This is a genomic window from Streptomyces sp. NBC_00009 (assembly GCF_045040855.1).
Classification (GTDB): domain Bacteria; phylum Actinomycetota; class Actinomycetes; order Streptomycetales; family Streptomycetaceae; genus Streptomyces; species Streptomyces aureus.
Window position 1 is genome coordinate 3,624,990 of the sequence record NZ_CP108312.1, and the last position, 17,629, is coordinate 3,642,618.

At 72.0% G+C, this 17,629-nt stretch carries 18 protein-coding genes; 6 read left to right on the forward strand and 12 right to left on the reverse strand.

What is annotated here, in order from left to right:
* Positions 1–48: 48 nt before the first annotated feature.
* Positions 49–657, reverse strand: coding sequence for a phosphatase PAP2 family protein (locus OHA58_RS16290; protein WP_405479423.1), 609 nt, complete (start codon positions 655–657; stop codon positions 49–51).
* Positions 654–1,331, reverse strand: a complete 678-nt coding sequence (locus tag OHA58_RS16295; protein WP_405479424.1) for a DedA family protein — start codon at positions 1,329–1,331, stop codon at positions 654–656. The genes OHA58_RS16290 and OHA58_RS16295 overlap by 4 nt, the downstream gene beginning before the upstream one ends.
* Positions 1,332–1,462: 131 nt before the next feature.
* Between OHA58_RS16295 and OHA58_RS16300 the strand changes: the two genes are divergently transcribed.
* Positions 1,463–1,879 (forward strand): BlaI/MecI/CopY family transcriptional regulator, encoded by a 417-nt coding sequence (locus tag OHA58_RS16300; protein ID WP_405479426.1) that lies wholly within the window; start codon positions 1,463–1,465, stop codon positions 1,877–1,879.
* Positions 1,876–2,814, forward strand: coding sequence for a M56 family metallopeptidase (locus OHA58_RS16305; RefSeq protein ID WP_405479427.1), 939 nt, complete (start codon positions 1,876–1,878; stop codon positions 2,812–2,814). Before OHA58_RS16300 ends, OHA58_RS16305 begins: the two co-directional genes overlap by 4 nt.
* Positions 2,815–2,838: 24 nt before the next feature.
* On the opposite strand, the gene OHA58_RS16310 is transcribed toward OHA58_RS16305, so the two are convergent.
* A complete protein-coding gene (locus tag OHA58_RS16310) occupies positions 2,839–4,194 on the reverse strand; it encodes a M64 family metallopeptidase (protein WP_405479429.1) in 1,356 nt (451 codons plus the stop codon).
* A gap of 178 nt (positions 4,195–4,372) precedes the next feature.
* Here OHA58_RS16310 and OHA58_RS16315 point away from each other — a divergent pair, with 178 nt between their 5' ends.
* From OHA58_RS16315 to OHA58_RS16325, 3 genes are all read left to right on the forward strand, one after another.
* Positions 4,373–5,872 carry a helix-turn-helix domain-containing protein gene (locus OHA58_RS16315; protein ID WP_405479431.1) on the forward strand — a complete coding sequence of 500 codons (1,500 nt, stop codon included), beginning with the start codon at positions 4,373–4,375 and terminating at the stop codon, positions 5,870–5,872.
* Positions 5,873–5,995: 123 nt separating this feature from the next.
* Complete coding sequence (locus OHA58_RS16320; protein ID WP_405479433.1) at positions 5,996–7,810, forward strand: prolyl oligopeptidase family serine peptidase; 1,815 nt, start codon at positions 5,996–5,998, stop codon at positions 7,808–7,810.
* An 80-nt stretch (positions 7,811–7,890) separates the two neighbouring features.
* Positions 7,891–8,745, forward strand: coding sequence for an SURF1 family protein (locus OHA58_RS16325; RefSeq protein WP_405479435.1), 855 nt, complete (start codon positions 7,891–7,893; stop codon positions 8,743–8,745).
* A gap of 144 nt (positions 8,746–8,889) precedes the next feature.
* Here the strand turns inward: OHA58_RS16325 and OHA58_RS16330 are convergent, their stop codons facing one another.
* The 7 genes from OHA58_RS16330 to OHA58_RS16360 form a co-directional block, all read right to left on the reverse strand.
* The gene (locus OHA58_RS16330; protein ID WP_405479436.1) at positions 8,890–10,011 is read right to left on the reverse strand and encodes a hypothetical protein; all 1,122 of its coding nucleotides are present in this window, start codon (positions 10,009–10,011) and stop codon (positions 8,890–8,892) included.
* Positions 10,012–10,076: 65 nt separating this feature from the next.
* Positions 10,077–10,745 (reverse strand): SigE family RNA polymerase sigma factor, encoded by a 669-nt coding sequence (locus OHA58_RS16335; protein WP_116511753.1) that lies wholly within the window; start codon positions 10,743–10,745, stop codon positions 10,077–10,079.
* A gap of 357 nt (positions 10,746–11,102) precedes the next feature.
* Complete coding sequence (locus tag OHA58_RS16340; RefSeq protein WP_405479438.1) at positions 11,103–12,170, reverse strand: aspartate-semialdehyde dehydrogenase; 1,068 nt, start codon at positions 12,168–12,170, stop codon at positions 11,103–11,105.
* Positions 12,170–13,450, reverse strand: coding sequence for an aspartate kinase (locus OHA58_RS16345; RefSeq protein WP_405479440.1), 1,281 nt, complete (start codon positions 13,448–13,450; stop codon positions 12,170–12,172). Before OHA58_RS16345 ends, OHA58_RS16340 begins: the two co-directional genes overlap by 1 nt.
* A gap of 280 nt (positions 13,451–13,730) precedes the next feature.
* Positions 13,731–14,390 carry a DUF5063 domain-containing protein gene (locus OHA58_RS16350; protein WP_405479441.1) on the reverse strand — a complete coding sequence of 220 codons (660 nt, stop codon included), beginning with the start codon at positions 14,388–14,390 and terminating at the stop codon, positions 13,731–13,733.
* Positions 14,383–14,982: a recombination mediator RecR gene (gene recR, locus OHA58_RS16355; protein ID WP_100596382.1), complete on the reverse strand. Its 600-nt coding sequence runs from the start codon at positions 14,980–14,982 to the stop codon at positions 14,383–14,385. The genes OHA58_RS16350 and recR overlap by 8 nt, the downstream gene beginning before the upstream one ends.
* Before the next feature lie 90 nt (positions 14,983–15,072).
* Positions 15,073–15,414 (reverse strand): YbaB/EbfC family nucleoid-associated protein, encoded by a 342-nt coding sequence (locus tag OHA58_RS16360; RefSeq protein ID WP_405479443.1) that lies wholly within the window; start codon positions 15,412–15,414, stop codon positions 15,073–15,075.
* Positions 15,415–15,682: 268 nt separating this feature from the next.
* Here OHA58_RS16360 and OHA58_RS16365 point away from each other — a divergent pair, with 268 nt between their 5' ends.
* Complete coding sequence (locus OHA58_RS16365; protein WP_405479444.1) at positions 15,683–16,444, forward strand: SLATT domain-containing protein; 762 nt, start codon at positions 15,683–15,685, stop codon at positions 16,442–16,444.
* A 10-nt stretch (positions 16,445–16,454) separates the two neighbouring features.
* Here OHA58_RS16365 and OHA58_RS16370 read toward each other — a convergent pair whose 3' ends face one another.
* Positions 16,455–16,964: a GNAT family N-acetyltransferase gene (locus OHA58_RS16370; RefSeq protein WP_405479445.1), complete on the reverse strand. Its 510-nt coding sequence runs from the start codon at positions 16,962–16,964 to the stop codon at positions 16,455–16,457.
* A gap of 11 nt (positions 16,965–16,975) precedes the next feature.
* Complete coding sequence (locus tag OHA58_RS16375; RefSeq protein ID WP_266672704.1) at positions 16,976–17,626, reverse strand: hypothetical protein; 651 nt, start codon at positions 17,624–17,626, stop codon at positions 16,976–16,978.
* Positions 17,627–17,629 lie beyond the last annotated feature (3 nt).

A 17,629-nucleotide genomic window follows, 5' to 3' on the forward strand; every position in this document is an offset into this window, starting at 1 on the left:
GGGTCTACGGGTATGGGGCGCCGCCCTGTTTCGTCGCGCCCCTCCCCGTCACCGTGTCGACAGCAGGGGCCGTAGGCGGGTCGTTCTCAGGCGGTCCACCTGTGGGGCGGCCCGGGTCGCGAGTGGGGTGAGCAGGAGGGCCAGGGTGGCGCCTACGGCCAGGCCCACCGCCACGTCGTGCGGGTAGTGCGCACCGATCCACACCCGGGAGGCGCCCATGAGGACCGCCGCCGGGACCGCGATCAGGCCGATCCGGCGGTCGGCGAGCAGCAGCGTGACGGCCGCAGCGGCGGCGATCACCGCGTGGTTGCTGGGGAACGACCAGTCCCCGAGTGCCGGGCACGCCTCCACGGTGACCGTGTGGAGCGTGCGGCACGGGCGCTGTTCGTCGACGACCGACTTGAGTACGGAGTTCGCCGCGTAGGCGACCACGACGATGACCGGGGACGCGAGGACCCGGGCCATCCGGACGCCGCCCTCGCCTCTCGCGCGCCACCACGCCGCGATCATCAGCACGGCGAAGAGCGCGAGCCCGTAGTCCGACCAGCCGGACACGACGGCGTCCACCGCGTGCGGGGTGCTGTGCGCCAGGTCGGTCACCCACGTGTAGAGACCGCCGTCCACGGACGCGCCGCCGAAGGCGAGAGGTGCGGTCATGTTGTGCCCTCCTCCGCGGCGCGGCGCTCGCGTGACCTGGCGCGGGAGCGCCACACCTCCAGGGCCAGCGGGATCAGGGAGACGATGACGACGAGGGCGACGATCGGCAGGAGGTAACGGTCGACGTTCGGCACCGACGAGCCGAGTCCGTAGCCCGCGAGGACCAGGCCGACCGTCCAGACGAGGCCGCCGGCGATCTGCCACACCGTGAAGACCCGCGCCGGCACCCCGAGCGCTCCGGCCAGCGGGTTGAGCACCGTACGGACGACGGGGACGAAGCGGGCCAGGACGATCGCCTTGGCATGCCCGTACCGATCGAGCAGCTCCTCGGCGCGGGCCGCCCCCTCCTGCAGCCGCTTGGCTCTGCTGCGGGCGAGGAGGGCGCGGCCGCCGCGCCGCCCGATCCAGTACCCCGCCTGCGCCCCGGCCAGCGCGCCCACGACGGCGGCGGCCAGGACCTGCGGCAGCGAGAGGTGGACGGGCCCGTGCGAGCCGCCCGCGCACAGCAGGCCGGCCGTGAAGAGCAGCGAGTCGCCCGGCAGGAAGAACCCGACGAGCAGTCCGGTCTCCGCGAACAGGACGACGGCCACGCCGAGGGCGCCGAAGGAGGCCAGGAGGGAACCCGCGTCCAGCACGTTCACCGCTTGGGCGGCGGCGAGGGGGTCTACGGCCATGGGGCCGCTCCTCTCTCAGTCGTCTCATAATGGGCTGAACGGCGGCCGCGAGTCGGCGCACCGACCGTATGACTACAGTCGTGTAGACGGTCTACTCAACTGTAGACGAAGAAGAGCGGAGGATCGTTCCCATGGCCGAGGAGCAGGAACGGCGTCCCGCGGGCGAGCTCGAGGCGAGCGTCCTCGCCGCGCTCTGGGCCGCCGAGACACCGCTCACCCCGGGCGAGGTGCAGCGGGCGCTCGCCGACGACCTGGCCCGCACCACCGTGACCACGATCCTGACCCGGCTCCACGCCAAGGGGACGGTCACCCGTGACCGCGCGGGCCGCGGCTACGCGTACCGGCCCGCGCAGGACTCGCACGGGCTCACGGCCCGCCGCATGCACGCCGAGCTCGACAAGGACGAGGACCGCGGCACGGTCCTGGCCCGATTCGTCTCCGAGCTGAGCACCGAGGACGAGCAGATGCTGCGCACGCTGCTCGACGGCGGAGCCGACAGCGGCGCCGAGGGCGGTACGGGCGACGACCGCGGAGGTACCGGCCGATGATCTTCGCCGTCTGGATCCCGCTGCTCATGCCGCTGCTCGCCGTGCCCGCCGCGCGCCGCGCCGCCGAGTGGCTGCCGCCCCGCGCGGCGGCCTGGACGCTGGCGGGCTTCTCCGTCGTCCTCGCCGGATCCAGCACGGCCGCGCTCGGCCTCCTCGCCTCCGCCGGGGCACTGCGGCTGCCTCCCGTGGCCGCCCTCGGGCATCTGTCGCCACCGCTCCTCGGCGACGGCTCCCCGGCGCTCGTTCCCGCGTCGGTCCTCGCCGCGCTCGCGCTGACGGCGGGCGCGTTCGCGCTGGTCCGTACGGGGCTGCGGCAGCGGCGCGAGATGCGGGCGGCCCGCACCGGGTCCGCCGCCACCGACGAACTCTCCGTACGGCCGGACGAACTCCCGTACGCCTACGCCCTTCCGGGGCGCCCGGACCGGATCGTCGTGACGACGGGGATGTTGCGGGCCCTCGACGCGCGGGAGCGCGAGGTGCTCTTCGCGCACGAGCGCGCGCACCTCGCGGGCCGCCACCATCTGTTCCTCGCGACGGCCGAACTGGCCGTCACCCTGCACCCGATGCTGCGCGGACTGCGCGAACCGCTCGCCTACGCGCTCGAGCGCTGGGCGGACGAGTCGGCCGCCACCGCGACGGGCGACCGAGCGCTCACCGCGCGGGCGATCGGCCGGGCCGCCCTCGCCGCGGCCCGCGTCCCGGGGGCCGGGTCACGGCCCCGTACGGCGCTCGCCGTCACGGCGGGTCCTGTGCCGCGGCGCGTCACCGCCCTGCTGAGCACGAGTGCTGCGGCGCCCCGCCCGCGCAGGGCGCTGCGGCGCGCGCTGGCCGGCGCGCTCCTGGTGTGCGCGGCGCTCTCGGCCGGGGCGGTCGCCGACGCGGCCCACGACCTGCACGCGGGCGTGGAGGTCGCGCAGGGCGAGACCGGCCACTGAACCGGCCCCCACGCGCGCGGCCCGTCACTTGCCCGTCTTCACCGTCCAGCTGACGCTGTTGGACGCCGCCCGGATCGCGGCCGGGTCCCGTAGCGACGCGCTGTTGTCGACGGCGGTCGCGGTGACGGTGTGCGTGCCCTTGCGCGCGCCGAGCTCCTTTCCGGTGACGGCGCGCTCGGCGGCGGCGCGGCGCACCTCGACCCCGTCGACGGACCAGTGCACGCGCACGTCGGACAGGCCCTTGGCGAGCGGTGCGAGGTCCACGCGGATGCGGTCCTGGGGGCGCAGGGTGCGGGTGGTGGGGGTGCGGGCCGTGAGCACGTCGGCGTCGCGGTAGAAGCCGGCGATCATCGCCTCGCGGCCCACGAGGTTGAACTGCTCGGTGTCCAGGGCACGCATGATCGAGTTCTGGGTCGGGCGGTAGATCCCGTACTCGTAGTAGCCGCCGCCCTCGTACGCGCCCACGGTCCCGCCCGCCGGGTCGCTCTCGCCGAGCCAGCGGTACCACTTGGCCTTGGCGCCGGACATGCCGTCCGCCGTCAGGATGCTGGTGTTGGGCTCGACGGGCTCCGCGCCGGGGTACCTGCCGTAACCCGCGTACTGGTACTCGTCGGCCAGCAGGCCTATGGAGTGGCCCAGTTCGTGGGCACCGATCAGGTACGAGCGGTCGTTGTCGGAGGACATCGTGGCGATGCCGGTGTGCCCGGCGGTCGACTGGACGCCGCTGTAACCGGCGCCGCCGTACTTGGTGGCGTTCGAGACGACGAAGACGATGTCGGAGTCCGGGGCCTGCTGCGCGTACGAGTCGACCTTCTTCTCGTCGATGCAGAGCAGCCGCTCGATGTCGTCGCAGAAGAAGTAACTACTGAGCGCGGTGTCCTTGACGACGTCCTGGGTGGGGTCTCCGGAGACACCCGATTCGTTCGAGACCGTGTTGACGAGCCAGAAGTTGAAGAGGCCCTTGTAGCTCTTGTACGGCTCGATCGCGAAGATCGAATCGAGCTTGGACTCGGCGTCCTGCCTGAAGTCCTCCTGCTGGTCCGCCGTGTAGCCGTCGCCCATGATCACGAGGTCGAGGCGCCCCTCGGTGGGGCCCGTCTTCTGCAGCGCGGTGACCTCGCCGTCCGGGGCGGCCGTCGCGGGCGCGCGCTTCTCCTTGCGGATCTCCGCCGGCACGGCTGCGGGGACCTGGACGTGCCGGCCCTCTCCGTGGGAGTCGGCGAAGTACTCGACCGTACGGGTCCCCGTGTCGGACCCGCCCGCGGCTTCGGCGGCGTCGGCGTGACCGGCGAGGCCCGCGCCACCGAGGGCGGCGGCCGCGAGTACACCGGCGAGGAGCGCGGCGGGCAGGGGACGGCGCGGGGACTTGGGTATCGGCACGAGGACCTCGGGTACTCAAGTAGGAGACATAAGTGCTGGGTTAATCAGACTTAATCGATCGATCAACCTAGGGGGTGGCGTGACGGCTGACAAGGGGTGAGACTCAAGTCCCCTGCGGCGAGCGACAGTTGCGGGAGCAGGACCACGGAGCGGGACAGGAAGGGCGGCGCGCCGCACGATGACGCACGACAGCACCCCGGAGGCGGGTGGCCCCGGCCCCGTACCGGACGGTGAACCCGGCCTCGCACCGGACGCCAAGCCATCCCCATCCGCCGAACCCGCCGAACCCGCCGAACCCGCCGAACCCGCCGAGCCCGCCGAGCCCGCCGACGAACCCATAGGCCGCCGCGTCCTCCGCCTGCGCACCGAACGTGGCTTGACCCAGCGTCAGGTCGCCGAGCCCGCCTACACGCCCGCCTACATCTCCACCCTGGAAGCAGGCCGCGTCCGCCCCTCCGAGGCCGCCCTGCGGCACGTCGCCGAGCGGCTCGGCGTGACGTACCAGGAGCTCACGACAGGGCAGCCCGCCCACCTCGCCACCCGGCTGCGCCTGCGCCTCACCGAGGCTCAGCGCGGGCTCACGACGGGCGCCGCCGGGGAGGCCGCCGTCCTGTACGAGGAGCTGCGCGCCGAAGCGGAACGGCACGGCCTCGCCGCCGAACAGGCCGCCGCCGAACTCGGCCTCGGCGAGTGCGCGCTGGAGGCCGGCGAACTCCCCGACGCCCACCGCCACTTCGAAGCCGCCGAGGCACTGCTCGTCGCGGCCGGCGCGCCACTCCCCCAGCGCGCCCCCGTCGTACGCGCGCGTGCCGTCGCGCACTACCTCTCCGGAGAACTGCGGTACGCGTGCTACCTCCTGGAGTCCGCGCTCGACGAGCTGAACACCAGCGGCCTGCACGACCCGGACGCCCTGCTGCTGCTCTACACGGCGGCCATCGCCCCGTACATGGACATGGGCGCCCACGCGCGCGCCGCGCAGGCCGCCGAGCTCGCACTGTCGCTGGCCCCGCAGGCCGGGGACCCCGTGCTCGTCGCCAAGATGCACCGCTCGGTGGCCCGCACACTGCTCGCCGAGGGCCGCGCCGCGGAGGCCGACGCGTCCCTGAGCAAGGCCGCCGAGCTGTACCAGCGGCTCCAGATCCGCACCGAACTCGCGCACTGCCACTGGATGCGCGGTTACGTCCACGCCCAGAACGGCCGACTCGCCGATGCGGAACAGGAGTTGAGGACCGCACGCGACATGCTGTCGGCCAAGCGGGCGGTGCTCTACACGACGCAGGTCGAGGTGGAGCTGGCCGACGTACTGCGCCGCAGGGGCAGCAGCGACGAGGCGGCCGCGCTGCTGCGGGCCCTGCTCGGCGACCTGAATCCGGAGCGCGGCGCCGTCCACGCGGCGGGCGCGCACCGGCTGCTCGGCATCATCGCGGAGGAGTCGGGGGCCGCCGAGGAAACGGCGGCGGCCGAGGCCGCGGAGGAGCACTACGTCACCGCGCTGAGCCTGCTCGAACGGGCGGGCGCGGCGGGCGACCTGGCCGACCTGTGCCGCCTGCTCGGCGACCTCTACCGCCGCACGGGCCGTATCGACGCCGCCCTCGACACGTACCGCACGGGCCTCGGACACCGCGCCGCGCCCGGCACCACGACCCTCGGCCCGGCCCCTGCCGAGCCGCCCGTGTAACGGGTCAGGCCTTCGTCGCCTTCATCGCCTTCGTCGCCCTGAGGGAGTACGTGGCCGGGAAGTTATCCACAGGCTGGGGAACCTCGCCAGCGGATTGTCGGCCGGTGGAGGCACTATGGGGCCATGACTGAGAGCAACGGGGCCCCTCGGGGGGCGGGCGGCGGATCCATGCCGGACTGGGAGAAGCGCTTCCGTGCGCCGCGGGTGTCCCTGCCCGACTGGGCGGAGGACGCGCCGGACCGCTCCCTGTTCGTGTCGAACGCGACGGGGACGTACGAGCTGTACGCGTGGGACAGGGCGACGGGCGAGCAGCGCAGAGCGACGGACCGGCCGAACGGGACGACGGACGGTGTCCTGTCCCCCGACGGCGAGTGGATCTGGTGGTTCAGCGACAAGGACGGGGACGAGTTCGGGGTGTGGCTGCGCCAGCCCTTCGGCGGGGGCGAAGACGTCCCCGCGGTGGACGGGCTCGAAGCCTCGTACCCGGCGGGCCTGGCCATCGGGAGGGACGGCTCGACGGCGGTCGTGGGCCGCTCCACGGACGAGGACGGCACGACGATCCATGTCGTCCGCGGCGGCGGCGCGCCCCAGGAGATCTACCGGCACCGCGAGTCGGCCGGCGTCGGCGACCTCTCGCACGACGGCACCCTCATCGCCATCGAGCACACGGAGCACGGGGACGCCATGCACTCGGCGCTGCGTGTGGTGCGGCCCGACGGGACGACGGTCGCCGAGCTCGACGACACCAAGGGCGGCTCGCAGGAGCTGGGCCTGGAAGTCCTGGGCTTCGCTCCGGTGGACGGGGACACCCGGCTCCTCGTCGGGCATCAGCGGCGCGGGCGCTGGGAGCCGATGGTGTGGGACGTGGCGTCGGGCGAGGAGACCGATCTCGCCCTCGACCTGCCCGGTGACGTCTCCGCCGAGTGGTATCCGGACGGCTCGGCGCTCCTGGTCGCGCACAGTTTCGAGGCCCGCAGCGACCTGTGGCGTTACGAGTTCGGCTCGGGCGCGCCGACCCGCGTCGAGACGCCGCCGGGCTCGGTGTCGGGGGCGACGGCGCGGCCCGACGGCAGTGTGGAGTACCTGTGGTCGTCGGCCGCCGAGCCGTCGGTCGTCCGGTCCACGTCGGGCGGCGTGGTCCTCGATCCGCCCGGGCTCAAGGCGCCGGTGTCCGTGCCGGTGGAGGACGTGTGGGTCGAGGGGCCCGGCGGCCGCATCCACGCCCTCGTCCAGAAGCCGGCGGGCGCCACGGGGCCGCTGCCCACCGTGTTCGAGGTGCACGGGGGGCCGACCTGGCACGACAGCGACTCGTTCGCGGCGGGACCGGCGGCCTGGGTGGACCACGGGTACGCGGTGGTCCGGGTCAACTACCGGGGCTCGACCGGATACGGGCGCGAGTGGACGGATGCGCTCAAGCACCGCGTCGGCCTCATCGAGCTGGAGGACGTCTCGGCGGTCCGCGAGTGGGCCGTGTCGTCCGGGCTCGCCGACCCGGACCGGCTCGTCCTCGCGGGCGGCTCGTGGGGCGGGTACCTCACGCTCCTCGGCGTCGGCACCCAGCCGGACGTCTGGGCGGTGGGCCTCGCGGCCGTGCCCGTCGCGGACTACGTCACGGCGTACCACGACGAGATGGAGGCCCTCAAGGCGCTGGACCGCACGCTGTTCGGCGGCACCCCGGAAGAGGTCCCCGACCGCTTCGCATCGTCGTCCCCGCTGACGTACGTGGACGAGGTGAAGGCCCCGGTCTACATCTCGGCGGGGGTCAACGACCCGCGGTGCCCGATCCGCCAGATCGACAACTATGTGGACCGGCTCGTGGCGCGCGGCGCCACGCACGAGGTGTACCGGTACGACGCGGGGCACGGTTCACTCGTCGTGGAGGAGCGGATCAAGCAGGTGCGGCTGGAGCTGGACTTCGCGGCGCGGCATCTGAGCTGACGGACACGGCGGTGCTCCCGCGCGGGACCGGGCCCACCCCGCGGCCCGGGTCCTCGTGCGGGAGCCGTACCGTGGGGAGGGTGTACCGGTTCCTCCTGACCCCCCGGTGGTGGGGGATCAACGTGTTCGTCGTGCTCGCCATCCCCTTCTGCATCTTCATGGGCTCCTGGCAGCTCGGCCGCTTCGAGGACCGGGTGCAGGGCCACAAGGACGCCTCCGCGCAGTCGACGGCGAACGAGAAGGCCGCGCCCCGGCCGCTCGGCTCCCTGCTGCCCGTGGACCAGAAGACGTCCGGCAAGCGGGCCACCGCGACCGGGCACTACGGCAAGCAGCTCCTGGTCCCCGACCGTGAACTCGACGGCAGGACCGGCTTCTACGTGGTGACGCTGCTGCGCACGGAGGGGGGCGCCGGCAAGGCGCTGCCCGTCGTACGTGGGTGGGTGCCCGGTGCGGCGAGCGCCGCGAAGGCTCCCGCGGCGCCCCGGGGTGAGGTCACCGTCACCGGTGCGCTCCAGGCCTCCGAGAGCCCGGGCTCGGGCGGGGCGTCCGCCGCGGGGGGCCTGCCGGCCGGACAGCTCGGCGCGATCAGCGCGGCGTCCCTGGTGAACCTCGTCCCGTACGACGTCTACGACGCGTGGGTCACGCTCGACAAGGCGGACTCGGGGATGACGGCGGTACCGGCGACGGCGCCGCAGGGCAGCGGCCTCGACCTGAAGGCGTTCCAGAACCTGGGCTACACCGGCGAGTGGTTCGTCTTCGCGGGATTCGTGATCTTCATGTGGTTCCGCCTGCTGCGCCGCGAGGCGGAGTTCGAGCGGGACGCTGCGCTGGGGCTCACGGAATCCGATGCAACCGGCACGGCCCCGGACCCAGCAGACGCCCCGGACGCCGCAGACTCCCCGGAGCCCGCGAGCCCCGAGACGGCCCGAGGCTAGTCCGGCACCGCTCCGGCACCGCCGGGAAGAGCCGTCGCGGCTGATCACCGCTGCGGCTGATCACCGTCGCGGCGGGAGGAGGAGGTGCCCAGCACCTCCCGCGTCTCCTCGCATCTCACCGCACCGGCATGAACGGGTCCGTCCCTAAGACGCCGGCAAGATCCCCGTGCGGTACACCGTTCCCGCGCACGCGTTGGGGATCGTCGTGCTGGACGAGGGCGTGCCCGGTTCCGCGGTGTGGGAGACCGCGACGCTGCCGTCGGCCGTGGGGCCCTCGCCGGCCAGCTGCGTGGACATGCCACTCTGTTCCGTGGTCGTGCCCGACGTGCCGCCCGAGCCGTCGCCGCCGCCCGACGGAGTCGGGGAGGGCGACGGGTCGCCGGGGCCGCCCGTGGAGGGGCAGCTCGCGGACGGCACCCACGCGAAGCGGACCTCGTACGACATGCCCGGTTCGAGGATCAGCTGGCTGGGCTCCGTCGACGGATCGGGCAGCCCGGTCGCGGCGTCGCCCGCCGTGTGGTCGACGACGTTGACCTTGGTCGGGTCGGCCGCGCCCTGGGCGAGGACGGAGACGGCGCCGGGGGCGTCCACGGAGCAGTTCGCCTGGGAGATGTTCGTGACGCGGAAGGAACCGTAGACCTTGCCGCCCGCGTCGGCCGCGCCGAGGCTCGCCGAGGCGCCGCCGAGGTCGGCCGCCCCGCAGACCGGGGAGCTCGCGGCCGCCGTGCTCGCGGGATCAGGGCCGCCGGTGGCGCCACCGCCCGCGCCCTTGCCCTTGTCGCCGGGCTTGTCCTTCTTGCCGCCCTTGTCCTTGGACTTGGACTTCCCCGCGGACTTGCCCGTGCTGCTCGCGCCGCCGTCGGGCCCCTTCCCGGAGCCCGTACCGCCGTGCGACGCCTCGCTGTTGCCGGCGATGGACGGCCGGTCGTTCGACCCGCTCTGGCCCGCCACATGGACGAGCGCGGGGATCGCCGTGCCGATGAACAGGGCCGCGGCCGCCGCACCGACGACGGCCTGCCGCTTGCGGGCCCGCCGGGCGGGCACGGCGCGGCGCAGATGGTCGAGCGTCCCGTTCTTCGGCTCGATCTCCTCCACGGCCTGGTGCAACAGGCGCCGCAGCGCCAACTCGTCACCGCCGAGGGAGTCCAGAGGGTCGGGAGAGTCCGGGCCGTCGGCGGAGTCCGGGCCGCCGGCAGAGTCCGGGCCGCCGAAGGGATCCTCGGGACCGCCGAAAAGGCCGTCGTCCTGGCCGGGGCCGTGATTCACAGTTCCATCCCCGGATCCCACACGCCTGTTCTGCTCATCCCGATCATTGCGGTGCTTGTCGCTGCTCATGCGGGGGCCTCCATGGCGACGCGGAGCGCCGCTATGCCCCGGGATCCGTACGCCTTCACGGAACCGAGGGAGATGCCCAGGGCGTCCGCCACCTGCGCCTCGGTCATGTCCGCGAAGTAGCGCAGGACGAGGACCTCGCGCTGGCGGCGCTGGAGCCCGCGCAGCGCCTGCTTCAGCGCGTCGCGCTCAAGCAGGTCGTACGCGCCCTCCTCCGCGCTCGCCATGTCGGGCATCGGCTTCGTCAGAAGCTTCAGGCCGAGGATGCGGCGGCGCAGGGCGGAACGCGAGAGGTTCACGACCGTCTGCCGCAGATACGCGAGCGTCTTCTCGGGATCGCGCACTCTCTTGCGCGCGGAGTGGACCCTGATGAACGCCTCCTGCACGACGTCCTCGCAGGAGGCCGTGTCGTCCAGGAGCAGGGCCGCGAGACCGAGGAGCGACCGGTAGTGGGCGCGATAGGTCTCGGTCAGATGGTCGACCGTGGTGCCTGCTGCCATCGTCTCCTCAGCGCCTTCGCGCTGAGCGGGTATGCGGGCAGGCCGCGCTGCTGGCATGGGGGCGATCACCGGCATGCCGCCGGACGAACCGGACATCCGGGGACGCCGGGGCGGGCGAAGGGCTGCACCCCTCGCCTGAACCGCTGTGAAATCGAGTACCTCTGCCACGCCTGTTGGACACGCTTCCCCCCGTCAGGGTTGTACGCGACAGGCGTCCTGTTTGCGGCAGGCATCATCCATGACGCTGCGTCAAGTGCCCTCATGCGTACCCGCTCTTCCCCTATGCCCCAGTTTCCCCTGGCGCCCCTAGGCCCTACGCCCCCGAAAGGCGATCGCAAAGACGCTCCCCGTCCCGTGCGCGGTTGCACGGAACGGGGAGGGATCTTCGACGAATCTTCGGGCGCGCGGACCGCCGCGTTCAAGTGGTTAAGACCACCGATCGCCCACAGGTCCTTCACAGATCTTATAAAGCGCGCCGGATAAAAGAAGACCAAGTCCGGTTTCCGGACGGTGAAGAGGCCGAACTCACGCGGCGGGCGGGAACTCCTGGGCCACCAGCTCGGCGATCTGGGCGGTGTTGAGGGCCGCACCCTTGCGCAGGTTGTCCCCGCACACGAAGAACTCGAGCCCGGCCGGGTCGTCGAGGGAGCGCCGGACGCGGCCGACCCAGGTCGGGTCGGTGCCCACCACATCGGCGGGCGTGGGGAACTCACCGGCGGCCGGGTTGTCGAAGAGCACGACCCCGGGCGCGGTCGCGAGGATCTCGCGCGCCTTGTCGACCGTGACCTCGCTCTGGAAACGGGCGTGGACGGTGAGGGAGTGCGTGGTGACGACGGGGACGCGTACGCACGTCACCGCGACCTTGAGGTCCGGCAGGCCGAGGATCTTGCGGGACTCGTCCCGCACCTTCATCTCCTCGGAGGACCAGCCGTCCTCGCGCAGGGACCCGGCCCACGGCACGACGTTGAGCGCCACGGGCTCGGGGAAGGGGCCGGTGTTCTCGCCGACGGCGCGGCGTACGTCGCCGGGGTTCGTCCCGAGTTCCGTACCAGCCACGAGCGACATCTGCTGGCGCAGGGTGTCGATACCGGCGCGGCCGGCCCCGCTGACGGCCTGGTAGCTGGAGACGACCAGCTCGCGCAGCCCGAACTCGGCGTGCAGCGCCCCGACGGCGACGATCATCGACAGGGTCGTGCAGTTGGGGTTGGCGACGATGCCGCGGGGCCGCACGCGCGCGGCATGCGGATTGACCTCGGGCACGACGAGCGGCACGTCCGGGTCCATGCGGAAGGCGGCCGAGTTGTCGACGACGACCGCCCCCTTGGAGGCGGCGACGGGCGCCCACTGCGCGGAGATCTCGTCGGGTACGTCGAACATCGCGACGTCGACGCCGTCGAAGGCCTCCTCGCTCAGGGCCATGACCTCGACCTCCTCCCCGCGCACGGCTAGCTTGCGGCCGGCCGAGCGCGGGGAGGCGATCAGACGGATCTCGCCCCAGATGTCCGCGTGCTGCGAAAGGATCTGGAGCATGACCGTGCCGACGGCCCCGGTCGCTCCCACGACCGCGAGCGTCGGCCTTCCGGTCTGAGCCATCAGCGGCCGGTGCCTCCGTAGACCACGGCCTCGTCGGAGTCCGAGTCGAGGCCGAAGGCGGTGTGCACGGCGCGCACGGCCTCGTTCACATCGTCTGCGCGCGTGACGACCGAGATGCGGATCTCGGAGGTCGAGATGAGCTCGATGTTGACGCCCGCGTCGCTGAGCGCCTCGAAGAACCCGGCCGTGACACCCGGGTTCGTCTTCATACCGGCGCCCACGAGGGAGATCTTGGCGATCTGGTCGTCGTAGCGCAGGGACTCGAAGCCGACCGCGGTCTTCGTCTTCTCCAGGGCGTCGATGGCCTTGCGGCCCTCGGTCTTCGGGAGAGTGAAGGAGATGTCCGTCAGGCCGGTCGCGGCCGCGGACACGTTCTGCACGATCATGTCGATGTTGACCTGGGAGTCCGCGATGGCCCGGAAGATGTTCGCGGCCTCCCCGGGCTTGTCCGGGACACCGACGACGGTGATCTTCGCCTCGGAGGTGTCGTGAGCGACACCGGAGATGATGGCCTGCTCCACCTTCTGGTCCCCTTGATCAAAGTGCGGTTCATTGCTGACCCAGGTGCCCTGCAGTCCCGAGAAGGACGAGCGGACGTGGATCGGGATGTTGTAGCGGCGTGCGTACTCCACACAGCGGTGGAGCAGCACCTTGGACCCGGAGCTGGCGAGCTCCAGCATGTCCTCGAAGGAGATCCAGTCGATCTTCCGCGCCTTCTTCACGACGCGCGGGTCGGCGGTGAACACGCCGTCGACGTCGGTGTAGATCTCGCACACCTCGGCGTCGAGGGCCGCGGCGAGGGCGACGGCGGTCGTGTCGGACCCGCCACGGCCGAGCGTGGTGATGTCCTTCTTGTCCTGGCTGACGCCCTGGAACCCGGCGACGATGGCGATGTTGCCCTCGTCGAGCGCCGTCCTGATCCGTCCCGGGGTCACATCGATGATCCGGGCTTTGTTGTGGACCGAGTCGGTGATGACGCCGGCCTGACTGCCCGTGAACGACTGGGCCTCGTGGCCCAGGTTTTTGATCGCCATGGCCAGCAGGGCCATGGAGATCCGCTCCCCGGCGGTCAGCAGCATGTCGAATTCGCGCCCGGCAGGGATCGGGGATACCTGCCCGGCGAGATCGATCAACTCATCCGTCGTGTCGCCCATCGCGGACACCACGACAACCACCTGGTTGCCGTTCTTCTTGGCGTCGACGATTCGCTTGGCAACCCGCTTGATGCCTTCGGCATCGGCTACGGAGGAGCCTCCGTACTTCTGCACGACAAGGCCCACGTGCGCTCCTCGCTCAGTTTGTCTCGGTCGGCTCAGTCTAACGAGCGGCCGAAATCAGCCCTGGGAATACCACATCCTGAGATGTCCCGCTCAGAAGGTGATCACCGGGCGCAGGGGCCCGGTGGGGGCTTCACGCTCCGGCCGCTCGGACAGGCGCATGCCCGCGCCCCGGCCCGGCAACCGGAAAAGTGGGGTGGGTCACTTCACCGGCCGGTTCATTTCACCGGCGAGCACCCACGGGTGGGGGTCATTTCACCGGCACGTATCCACAGGTGAGGGGTCATTTCACGGTACGGAGCCCCAGCGGGCCCGCGATCTCCTCCGCCATGACCTTGCCCGCCGCCTCGGCGAGGGCTTCCTCGGCGAGGTCCTCGTCGGTGTCGAGGCCGTCCAGGTCGTCCAGCGGCTGGTTGAGGCGGACGTGCGCGACCAGGGACTGGAGCGCGCGCAGGGCGCCGGAGGCCGTGGAGCCCCAGTTCGAGAAGTAGGAGAACTGCCACCACCACAGGGCCTCGGTGGTGCGGCCCGAGCGGTAGTGGGCCATGCCGTGGCGCAGATCGGCCATGACGTCGGCCAGGTCGTCCGAGATCCGGCAGGCGACCGGCGCCTTGCGGGGCTCGTACGGGTCGAAGACCTCGGAGTAGACGTCGATCGGCTCCAGGAGCGCGGCGAGCTTCTGGCGCAGGTCGTCGACGTCCGGCTCGGGGCCGAGATCGGGCTCGTAGCGCTCGTCGGGGACGATGTCCTCGTGCGCGCCGAGCCGGCCGCCCGCGAGGAGCAGCTGGGAGACCTCGAGGAGCAGGAAGGGCACGGCCGAGTCCGGCTCGTCGCCCTTCGCCACCTCGGCGACCGCGACGAGGAACGACTCGATCTGGTCCGAGATCTGGACCGCGAAGTCGTCCGGATCGTCCTTGACGGTGTTCAGCGTGGCGTCAGACATCTAGGAGTCGTCTCCCCTCGAAGGCGCGGCCGAGGGTGACCTCGTCCGCGTATTCCAGGTCGCCCCCCACCGGGAGCCCGCTGGCCAGGCGGGTGACCTTGAGGCCCATCGGCTTGATCATGCGGGCGAGGTACGTCGCCGTGGCCTCGCCCTCCAGGTTCGGGTCCGTGGCCAGGATCAGCTCGGTGACCGTGCCGTCGGCGAGGCGGGCGAGGAGTTCCCTTATCCGCAGGTCGTCCGGGCCGACGCCCTCGATGGGGCTGATCGCCCCGCCGAGCACGTGGTACTTGCCCCGGAACTCTCGGGTCCGCTCGACCGCGACGACGTCCTTGGGCTCCTCGACGACGCAGATCACCGTCAGGTCGCGGCGCGGGTCGCGGCAGATGTTGCACAGCTCCTCCTGCGCCACATTGCCGCAGGTCGCGCAGAAGCGGACCTTCGCCTTGACCTCCATCAGGGCCTGCGCGAGACGCCGTACGTCCGTCGGCTCCGCCTGCAGGATGTGGAAGGCGATCCGCTGCGCGCTCTTGGGACCGACGCCCGGCAGCCTGCCGAGCTCATCGATGAGGTCCTGGACCACGCCTTCGTACACGGAGTGCCTTCCGACTTCTGCTTGATGGTGCTGTGCCGCTGAGCATGCCAGCCGCTGAGTAGTACGTACGTTAGTTGCGGTGGGGCTTCCTTAGAAGGGAAGCCCCGGGATGCCTCCGCCGCCCAGGCCCTGGGCCAGCGGGCCGAGCTTCTGCTGCTGGAGCGTCTGCGCATTCTCGTTCGCCGCCGCGACCGCCGCGACGACCAGGTCCGCGAGGGTCTCCGTGTCGTCCGGGTCGACCGCCTTCGGGTCGATGACGAGGCCGCGCAGCTCGCCGGAGCCGGTCACCGTCGCCTTGACCAGACCGCCGCCGGCCTGGCCCTCGACCTCGGTCCGCGCCAGCTCTTCCTGAGCCTTGGCGAGGTCCTGCTGCATCTTCTGGGCCTGCTGCAGCAGCTGCTGCATATTGGGCTGGCCACCACCGGGAATCACGATCAGCTCCTGTTGCGTCCTGTTTCGACCTGCGACCACGGGCGGGTTCTCCGCCCTGGAACGAGCCTACGTGGTCGGGGTGTCGCACGCCCCGGCACCTTTCGCTCCACTCTTTCGAGTGAGACGGGCTGCCTGCCTATACCTGATCAAGACCCACTTCCGGGCGGAAATACCGCGAAAACGGGTCCTTGGCCACCCATTGGGCGGTAGGAAGATGCTCTGCACATGAGCCCCATCCGTGACCAGGACCAGTCGTAGGGAGTGCCGGGTGAGCCAGCCGGAGATGCAGCCCGAGGGGCCGCCGCAGGAGGAGCGGGGCGGCCGGGGCGAGCGCAGTGACGGCACGGGTGACGCGGTGCGGCCGGGCGACCTGACCGGGCGGACGTTCCCCGTCGGTGACTGGGGCGAGCCCGCCGAGCGGCTCGACGAGCTCTACCGGTGGGTGGAGCGCGGGGCGCTCGACACGGCGTACTGGTACCTCGCCGACCGGGTGTGGAAGCGGCGCGGGGCGCGGGCGCTGCGCGGCGGTGCGGTCGCCGGGGCCGTGTCGGGCGCGGCGCTGCCGCTGCTCGATCTGACCGGGGCGCTCGGCGGGGTCGCACCCTGGGGGTATCTGGCGCTGCTGCTCGCGGTGGCGTGCGTGGCCTGCGACCGGTACTTCGGGCTCACGTCGGGCTGGATAAGGGACGTGGCCACGGCCCAGGCGGTGCAGCGGCGGCTTCAGGCTCTCCAGTTCGACTGGGCGTCGGAGAGCGTGCGGGAGGTGCTCGGCCCGACGGAGGGCACGGCCAGTGAGGCCGCCGAGCGGTGTCTGTCGGTGCTGCGGCGCTTCACGGACGACGTGACGGAGCTGGTGCGGTCGGAGACGGCGGACTGGATGGTGGAGTTCCGCTCGGGTCCCGCGCCGCTGGTGATGCAGTCCTCCGTCACCCCGGGCACCCGCCCCGTGGAGCCGCCGCCGGGCCGCTTCCCGCTTCCCCCGGGCGCCCGCCCGAACATGCCCCGCCAGCGCCCGCCCGAGCCGCGCTGACCGCTCCGCGTCACGCCCGGGGAGGCGTGATCGCGCGCACGAAGCAGACCCGGTCCTCCCCGGGCCCGTCGTAGTCGCTGTGCACGGGTACGCCGTCGATCTCGCGGTCGCCGCGTTCCAGCGTGAAACCCATGGCCCGGTGGAAGGCGATGGACCCGGTGTTGCCCGGTGAGGTGATCGCGCGGACCTCCCGGCGCCCGGCGCCGGCGGCCTGCCGGAAGAAGGCCTCGTAGAGGCCCCGGGCCACGCCCCGCCCGCGCAGCTCCGGGTCGACCCCCACGAAGTGGATGTAGGCCTCCGTGTCGTTGTCGGCGGAGTGGAAGCCGACGAGAAACGCCCTGATCCCCGCCTCGCCCTCGACGACCAGGCTGGTGCCGGCGAAGAACTGCAGGAACACCTTCGGCAGGAGCCGGGACAGCTCGCGGGCCCGGGCGGGGCTCCGCGAGTCGCCCCACCAGTTCTGCACATGGCGGACGAGCGCGGGGTGGTCGCGGACGTGGGCGGGGCGCACCTCGGGCACGGGGCTCCAGGTCAGCTGAAGATGATCATGGAGCCTTGGGCCAGGCTCCGGGTCGCGGCCGCATGCAGGCCGAGCCAGACATGGCGTTCGCGGGCGAAGGGGCTGTTGTCGAGGGGGGCCGGAGCGGCCGGTTCCTCCAGGGCCGTGGGGCCCTCCGGCGGGACCGGGGGCGCCGGCGGGTTGGCCGGGTCTATGCCGATCGACCGGGCCACGTACTCCAGTTCCCGCAGGAGCGCGTGGGAGGAGCAGAGAGGGCCGCCACCGGCGAGGAGTTCGTCGTTGGACAGCGGGCTCGGGAAGTCCACGGGGACGTACGCGCCCGCGTGGTCGTAGTGCCAGACCAGGTGCGACTGCTGGGCCGTCGTCTCGAACATCTCCAGGAGCTGCTCGTAGTCGCCGCCCAGTTCGTCGACCGGCGTGACGGCGAGGCCGCACATCTGGAGGAGGTACGCGCGGCGCAGGAAGTGCAGCGCGTCGTAGTCGAAGCCGGCGACGGGGGCCACGTCACCGGAGAGTCCCGGCATGTACGAGTAGACCGGCACCGGTGGCAGTCCTGCCTCGTGCAACGCCTTGTCGTAGAGCGCGAGTTCCTCGGCGAAGGGGTTGTCGGGGCTGTGGCACAGCACGTCGACGAGCGGGACCAGCCACAGGTCACAGGCCAAGGC